Source organism: Acidimicrobiales bacterium, assembly GCA_036491125.1.
Lineage (GTDB): Bacteria > Actinomycetota > Acidimicrobiia > Acidimicrobiales > AC-9 > AC-9.
Genome location: DASXCO010000199.1, coordinates 1 through 7,384, shown reverse-complemented (window position 1 = coordinate 7,384; position 7,384 = coordinate 1). Strand labels below are relative to the sequence as shown.

Genomic DNA, 7,384 nt, shown 5'->3' with positions numbered 1-7,384 from the left:
GTGCATTGGGGCTTCGACGTGATGGGGCGCACACGGGGGCCGCGGACGACGAGGCCTGACCAGAGCAGCGATGACACCGCCTGCCGACGCTGATCAGGTCCTGTCGGCCGTGCGTCTCGGGTGGTGCCTGGCCGAGGTACGCGGCCGCAACCGTCCGGGCGGTCCCATTCCGTCCGATGGCGCCTTGCCGACACGCGCCGGCCACGTTCTGCCACTCCGGGTGGAGCGTACGCCGACCGAGCTCCGCATCGAGACACAAGCCGTCGTGGCTGCTCTCGCCGCCAAGCTCTCGGTTGACACGGTCAGCGACGGGACGGGCTACTCGGCGAAAATCAACGATCTGGCCGCTGAGTTGCACCGCGAGGGGGAGGGTGACCCTGGGCAGCGCGCCAGGACCTGGAGCAGGCTGGCGGAGACGATCTACGAGTTCGACGCCCACACACAAGACTGCCTGACTTCCAAATCGGACACGCAGGCGTGTGGCTACCAGCTCGGGCGGGGTCTGTCCGAGTCGTACTGGGAGCTGGATCCCACGGTCAGTCCTGGCACGGACAGTGCTGTCAGCTGGTGGTACCTACTTGGAAGTAGTCGCTGTAACGAGCTCTCACGGCTCGCCGGCCGCCTGTCCGCCTATTTCAACCCATACAGCGCCCCGGCGATCGCCGGCTCGCTTCAGGTATGGAAGGCGGTGGCGACCGAACGCGTTTGGCGCGAGCAGGGCACCGCGCTCATCGACCTCTACCAGCAGTTGCGGCGTTGGTACGAGCTGATCGTCTTGCTCCAAGATCCGTCAACACTCGTCAAGCCTTATGCATTGGTCAGAAACTTCAGGGCCACATGGAAGGCTGTTCGGGTGTTCTGGCCCCAACTCGCTGCCGCCGCGATCGGGCTCGGTTCGGTCGTCGCGCTCGTCGTGCTCATCAGCAACGACAGCAAGAGCGCGATTGGAAAGGCCGTGCTCGGGGCCGTTGGTGTCGCCGGCCTGTCTGCTGCAACGGTTACAGCCAAGCTGAAGAGCGCGGCCCAGGCCCTATTCACTCGTCTCCGTCAGGACGTGTACACCGACCTTGTCGCCGAGGCTGTCACCACCATCCGCGTCACGCCGACGCGGCGAATGGTGCTCCGCCACCCGACTTCGGGCGACATCGTCGCCCAGAGCGTCAAGCAGCGGGCCATCACTCCGGCCACGCCGGCCCCGTGACCCGAGGTCGGCGACGTGGTTGAGCGAATCTCTTCTGGGGGGAGAGCCACCGATCCAGGCTGTCGATGATGTCTTCGATGATCGGCCTGAGCTCGTCGGCGATCTGTATCGAGCTTTGCCCGGCCACCTAGCCCGCGCCGCTCGCCTCGTGAGAGGCAGAAAGGAATCATCATGAAGCTGACCGTCTTCGCTGCGACCGGAGGTATCGGTCGACAAGTCCTCGAGCAGGCCGTGGCCGCAGGTCACGACGTCACCGCCGTCGCCCGCAACCCGGCCAAGTTGTCGGCGGCAGTGGCTGGTGCCGGAGAGGCCAGGGTCGTCACTGCCGACCTGGCCGATCCCGATCCGGCAGCGCTCGAGTCCGCCGTCCAGGGAGCCGATGCGGTGCTGTCGGGCCTCGGCCCTCGGTCGAACTCCGATGCGGGAGTCGCCTGGCGGGGCACGCGGGCCATCGTCCAGTCCATGCAGGCGACCGAGGTCCGACGCATCGTCGTTGTCAGTGCCGCCCCGGTCGGCACCGTGCCATCGCCGGACCGCCCCGAGCTACCGAAGCATGACCCCGGTGACGGATTCTTCATGCGGCATCTGTTCTCCCACGTGGCGAAAGCCGCGTTCCGGAAGGTGTACGCGGACCTGGCGCGCATGGAGGATGTGCTTGCCGATAGTGGGCTGGACTGGACCGCCATACGGCCGCCTCGGCTGACCGACAAGCCACTCACCGGCAGCTACCGGACGGCGTACGGGCAGAACCTGCGAGGGGGTTGGTCCGTTTCCCGACCCGACGTCGCCCACCTCATGCTTCGGGTGCTCGATCAAACCGAGACCTTCAAGCAAGCGGTCGGGGTCGCTTACTAGCCAGGAGAGGCCGACCATGACCGCACCGTCAAGCGATGCGCCCCGACGCACGACGTTGGCGCTGAAGGAGGCGACGGGCCCACGCGACTTGGCGGCCGGACTACCTGGGCGGCCTCAGCTACGAGTCCGGTCCCCCTAATCCACACAAGTCCTGTGCTGCTGTTACCGCCATGGCGTGCTACTGCTCATACGGTGGCCTGTGCTGCGCGGTAACGCTCCCATACCGCCTGCCTGCTTCGTCCCAGAAGCCGCGCGATGTCGGCCCACGACGCGCCTTTGACCCGCGCGTCCTGCACAAGGACTTCTTCGCGCCGGGCCAGCCAGTGCTGGAGAATGCCCATCGCACTGAGGGCGTTCTTGGGGTCACGTTCCTCCCTGGCGGCCCTGAGGAGGTTGTCGAGGGCCCCTAGCTCGACGTCGAGGTCATTGTCGATGAGCTCGACGCGCTGTTCGTAGGACATCTCTTGGCGGTCATCCTGCTTCATGGCGTCAAGATACCTGACGACCGTATGTTCGTCAAGATCCCTGACATCCGCTTCGGGCCGAGGGCAGCGCGCTCCACATGGGGAAGTTCTCCCTGGACAGACCCATCTCTAGACCTAAGGTTGACCTTTAGAGCCAGGATGTCGGTCTGGATCTTTGGTGCTGCGCGGCGGCCAGGGTGGGATCCATACCTGGCACGGACGCCGGCGAGCATCCGGTCCAGCTCTGCCCGGGCGACGAGGAGAGCCTGGATTTTGCCGGGTGTGTCTCGACGAACACCTACGCGGGTGACTGCCGAGATCTAGACCATCCCGTCTAGCACGGTGAACCTCAGAGACCGAGAGCGGCCGACCTCGCCGGGTTGGGGCTCGGCCTGGAGTCGGCGAGGAGTCTCTCGGAGCGCTGGGCATCTTGTCTCGTCGACCATCCCGACAGTCCGCTGCCTGGTCAGCCCGGTAACCGGATAGGCGAGTCGCGTCGTCGACTATGGATTTCCCGGATGCGATGGCAACGCGCCATCAAGAGAATGATGTCTGGGCCGTGACTGGCTTTCGCACACTGCACCAGGGGCTTGATCGGCCCTGAACAGCAGCACTAGACCGAAGACTGGAAGAGAGCCGATGAGCAGGCAACAGCAAGCGGACCTGGACGCCATGCTACGCCAGGCGCCACTCGACGACAGCGCCGACGTCCCGACCCTACGGGCCGGTTTCGAGGAAGTGATGCGGCGCACCCCCGTCGCAGGCGACGTGAGAAAGACACCTACGACGGTCGGAGGCATAGAGGCTCTCGAGGTCACAATTGACGGCACCGACAGCGCGAACGTGATTCTGTACTTCCACGGCGGTGGCTACCTGATCGGGTCGGCGCAAGCGTCAGGTCCACTAGCAGCCGATATCGCCAGGCGGACGGGCGCCAAGGTCGTCAGCGTCGATTACCGGCTGGCCCCCGAGAACCCCTATCCGGCCGCAGTCGAGGACGCGAAGGCCGCCTACGAAGGACTCCTCTCGCAGGGAGTCGACCCGGCCCAGATCGCCATTGCTGGCGAGTCGGCCGGCGCGGGCCTGGCGGCGGCCACACTCCTGGCGTTGAGAGATACCGACGCGCGACTGCCTTCATCAGCCTTCTTGATGTCTCCAATGGCCGATCTGACGTTCTCGGGCGACACCATTGTCGACAAGCAGGTGGTCGATCCGCTCCTTACCGCAGAGTGGCTCCGTCGGGGGGCGTCCTACTACGTGGCCGGTGGCGACGCTGCCGACCCCTACGTCAGCCCCGCCCTGGGTGACCTGGCTGGGCTGCCCCCGCTGCTGATCCAGGTCGGCTCCCACGAGATCCTCCTCAGCGACGCGATCCGCCTCGCCGGACGGGCAGCCACCGCCGACGTGGCGGTCACCCTCGAGGTCGTTCCCTGCGTTCCGCACGTGTTCCAAGCCTATGCAGCCATGCTCGACGAGGCGGATGCGGCTCTCGACCGAGCGGCCACCTTTCTAGAGACGAAGTTTGCGGCCACTCAGCCCACGCCTGCCGCTTGACGACGCACACTGGCAAGGAGAGGTGTCATGATCATCTGTCTTCCGAAGCGAGGTGAGGCGAAATGCTTTTCTCTCTCGCCGAGGCGGGTGGCCCCTGGTTCGCCTGACCTGACAAGCAACAAGGGCCTTGCTCTGGGCATCTTGGCATTGGCGCAGTTGATGGTGGTACTCGACTCGACGATCGTGAACGTGGCTTTGCCTTCCATACAGAAAGACCTCCACTTCACCTCCGCCGCCAACCTTCAGTGGGTGGTGACCATCTATTTGCTCGTCTTCGGCGGGTTCCTCCTCCTCGGGGGCCGCGTCGCCGACCGCTACGGCCGGCGCCTCGTGTTCGTCGTCGGAGCCGCCTTCTTCGCCGCGAGCAGCCTGGTGGGGGGTCTCGCGGGGTCGTCCAGCGTGCTCATCTTCGCCCGGGCCGGCCAGGGGCTCGGGGCGGCGTTCATGGCTCCGGCTGCGCTCAGCCTGGTCACCATCATCTTCAGAGAAGGAGAAGAGCGAAATCGGGCCCTCGGCATTTGGGCCGCCATCGCTGGGGCCGGATCGGCGATCGGGCTCCTGTTGGGCGGCGTGCTCACCAGCTCGCTGTCGTGGCGCTGGGTGTTCTTCGTCAACATCCCGATCGGGGTCATCGCCGCAGTTGCCGCTCTAGTGGTGATCAGCGAAAGCCGAGACCCAGAGGTCGGAGGATTCGACGTGCCAGGAGCGGTGACTATCACCGCCGGCATCGGCGCCCTGGTCTTCGCCTTGGTGCGCAGCAGCGTGTGGGGGTGGACCTCGACCAGGACGATCGGGCTGTTTCTGGCCTCGGCCGTCCTGATCGGCCTCTTCCTTGTTATCGAGAAGAGAACGCGCCACCCTCTGGTGCACCTGAGCCTGTTCCGCAATCGCACCCTCGACGGCGCCAACATCGGGATGCTGCTCACCGGAGCCGGCCTGTTCGGCGTGTTCTTCTTCATCACCCTCTATGTTCAGCAGATCCACGGCTACTCGCCGATCAAAGCGGGTCTGGCGTTTCTGCCTATTTCGGCGGTGATCGTTCTGAGCGCCGGGCTTGGCTCGAGAATCCTGGCCCGAGTGGGTCCCCGGCTCGTCCTGGTTGGCGGGCTCACCACCGCAGCGGCGGGGATGGCCCTTCTTACGCGCATCTCGCCCACCGCCAGCTACGTTGGGACGCTCCTTCCGGCGATGGTGGTTCTTGGCGCGGGGCTCGGGGTGAGCATCGTCGCCCTGACCTCGTCAGCGGTCGCGGGGGTGTCCCGGGAGGATGCCGGGGTGGCCTCCGGCCTCATCAACGCCAGCCAGCAGGTCGGCGGAGCGATCGGGCTGGGCGTGCTCACGGCGGTCGCCGCCGCCGGCCTCGTCCATCCTGCCCGTCCTACACCGGCAGCTCTGGCAGTCGCCACCACCAACTCCTGGGTCTTGGCGTTCACTGTCAGCGCCGCTCTGCTGCTCGCCGCTGCCATCGTCACCGGGCTGCTGGTCCGCACAGGCGCGGCTCCTCGACCAGAGCGCGTGCCGAGTCGGGCAGAGGTGAGCGATCTAGCAGTCCTCGCAGAGAACGAATAGGGGACTGCCCGACGTCACCCGACGCGGCCGGAGTGGCTCCTCGGGTTCCGGGGATCATCAACGACGGCGTCGCCGGACCGCCCCAGCGTTGAAAGGGCAACCGTGCCCAGCTGCGGTCGTGGGCTCCAGTTGCGCGGTGCCATCAGTCCGGGCCCGAGGCGGTGTATTCCGTGTACACAGCCTCTGCCGCCTCCAGGTCTGCGATCCGGTCCGGGCCGTATCCGAGTTCGCCGAGCACCTCGACGGTGTGCTCACCGAGACGAGGGGCACGGAATCGGGGGACGGCAGGATTGTCGCGGAAATCGGCCGGAGTGGCCAACATCGTCATGGCGCCGCCTTCGTCGCCGACCTCCACGAACCCTCCGCCGGCTGCGAACTGGGGATCACCGATGAGCTCGTCGATGGTCTGCACCGGAGCCCAGAAGAAGTCGGGCTCTGTCGCGAAGACCTCTGCCCACTGGGCGAGGGTGCGGGTGGCGAACACCTCGTCGAGTGCTGCGATGAGCGCAGAGGCGTTGCGGAAGCGGTTGGCCGGCGTGGCAAATCGGGCGTCGGTCAGCCACTCGGGATGGCCAACAGCGCGGGCCAGGGGAGGCCAGTGGCGTTCGCCCTCCAACCCGACGATCCAGAAGCGCCGGCCATCGCCGGCGGTGTAGTTGTTAACCGTCGGGTTGCCCATGGTGTCTCGGGTGCCGACCCGGACCGGCAAGCCCCACATGAGGGAGATGTTGACGTCGAAGCCGATGGTATAGGCACCCTGCCGCAGCAGCGAAGTCGAGACGAGGTCTCCTTGGCCGGTGCGCTCCCGGGCGAAGAGGGCGGCGCTCACCATTCCGGCAGCCGTCATTCCTACCGAGTGGTCGCCCATGCCGCCCCTCTGAAAGGGAAGGGCGCCGCCGGGAGGTGTCAACGCGTCGGCCAGCCCGCTGCGGGCCCAGTATGCCGCTATGTCATATGCCGGTTTGTCGGCGTCCGGGCCGTCGAGCCCGTAGCCGGTGACTATGGCGTAGACCAGGCGGGGGTTGCGCGCCCGTAGTGCCGACTCGCCGAGCCCGGCCCGCTCCAACGCGGACATCCGCACGTTGGACAGGAACACGTCGGCGCCTTCGATCAGCTCAACTGCCACTTGACGTCCCGCTTCGGTGGAGAGGTCTATGGCGATGCTCCTCTTGGAACGGTTGTCCAGCTCGAACACCGGATTGGTCGGGAGGTGGCCGCCGAGCATGCGCCGGAAGGTGCGGGCCGGGTCGCCTCGGGGCGGTTCGATCTTGACGACGTCGGCGCCCCAGTCCGAGAGGATCCCGCCGGCTGCCGGGCCGGCCACCCAGACGCCCAGCTCCACGATCTTCACGCCGCTCAACGGGCCTGTCGCCGACGTGGCGGGCATCTACTTGGCCGTGTCCCGGGCGAGCAGCTCGTCCGGGCTAAGGCCGGTGAACGGCCGGAAGTCGGGACCGGACCGCAGGTTGTGACCTCCGTCGACGGCCACCGCCTGGCCCGTGATACGCCCCGATGCCGGTCCGAGCAGGAAGGCGACGACGGACGCGATGTCGTCCGGAGCGGAGACGCCCCCGAGGGGTGTATTGACGATATAGCTCTCGAAGACGGAGCTGTCGAGGGGAATGCTCTCCATGATCTCCGTGGTCACGAAGCCGGGCTGCACCGAGTTGAAACGTACGCCAGCCGGGCCATACTCGTCGGCCGCGTTGCGCATCATGGCGTCGATGGCTGCCTTCGATAC

General features: G+C 66.5%; 7 protein-coding genes. 4 read left to right on the top strand and 3 right to left on the bottom strand.

Features of this window, described 5'->3' with window-relative positions:
* The first annotated feature begins 70 nt into the window (after positions 1–70).
* Both VGF64_15935 and VGF64_15930 read left to right on the top strand, forming a co-directional pair.
* Positions 71–1,201, top strand: a complete 1,131-nt coding sequence (locus tag VGF64_15935) for a hypothetical protein (protein ID HEY1636249.1) — start codon at positions 71–73, stop codon at positions 1,199–1,201.
* Positions 1,202–1,372: 171 nt separating this feature from the next.
* A complete protein-coding gene (locus VGF64_15930) occupies positions 1,373–2,056 on the top strand; it encodes an NAD(P)H-binding protein (protein HEY1636248.1) in 684 nt (227 codons plus the stop codon).
* Positions 2,057–2,241: 185 nt separating this feature from the next.
* Here VGF64_15930 and VGF64_15925 read toward each other — a convergent pair whose 3' ends face one another.
* Positions 2,242–2,541 carry a hypothetical protein gene (locus tag VGF64_15925; GenBank protein ID HEY1636247.1) on the bottom strand — a complete coding sequence of 100 codons (300 nt, stop codon included), beginning with the start codon at positions 2,539–2,541 and terminating at the stop codon, positions 2,242–2,244.
* 618 nt (positions 2,542–3,159) lie between these two features.
* Here VGF64_15925 and VGF64_15920 point away from each other — a divergent pair.
* Together VGF64_15920 and VGF64_15915 are read left to right on the top strand one after the other, a co-directional pair.
* On the top strand, positions 3,160–4,074 hold the full coding sequence (locus VGF64_15920) for an alpha/beta hydrolase (protein HEY1636246.1): 915 nt from the start codon (positions 3,160–3,162) through the stop codon (positions 4,072–4,074).
* 27 nt (positions 4,075–4,101) lie between these two features.
* On the top strand, positions 4,102–5,643 hold the full coding sequence (locus tag VGF64_15915; GenBank protein HEY1636245.1) for an MFS transporter: 1,542 nt from the start codon (positions 4,102–4,104) through the stop codon (positions 5,641–5,643).
* 142 nt (positions 5,644–5,785) lie between these two features.
* Here the strand turns inward: VGF64_15915 and VGF64_15910 are convergent, their stop codons facing one another.
* Positions 5,786–7,030 (bottom strand): CoA transferase, encoded by a 1,245-nt coding sequence (locus VGF64_15910; GenBank protein ID HEY1636244.1) that lies wholly within the window; start codon positions 7,028–7,030, stop codon positions 5,786–5,788.
* A partial coding sequence (locus VGF64_15905) for an SDR family oxidoreductase (protein HEY1636243.1) occupies positions 7,031–7,384 on the bottom strand: 354 nt, incomplete at its 5' end.

Coding starts and splice junctions, on each gene's coding strand:
- VGF64_15930 (HEY1636248.1), top strand. CDS start 1,373: ATGAAGCTGACCGTCTTCGCTGCGACCGGAGGTATCGGTCGACAAGTC.
- VGF64_15925 (HEY1636247.1), bottom strand. CDS start 2,541: ATGAAGCAGGATGACCGCCAAGAGATGTCCTACGAACAGCGCGTCGAG.
- VGF64_15920 (HEY1636246.1), top strand. CDS start 3,160: ATGAGCAGGCAACAGCAAGCGGACCTGGACGCCATGCTACGCCAGGCG.
- VGF64_15910 (HEY1636244.1), bottom strand. CDS start 7,030: ATGCCCGCCACGTCGGCGACAGGCCCGTTGAGCGGCGTGAAGATCGTG.
- VGF64_15915 (HEY1636245.1), top strand. CDS start 4,102: ATGATCATCTGTCTTCCGAAGCGAGGTGAGGCGAAATGCTTTTCTCTC.
- VGF64_15935 (HEY1636249.1), top strand. CDS start 71: ATGACACCGCCTGCCGACGCTGATCAGGTCCTGTCGGCCGTGCGTCTC.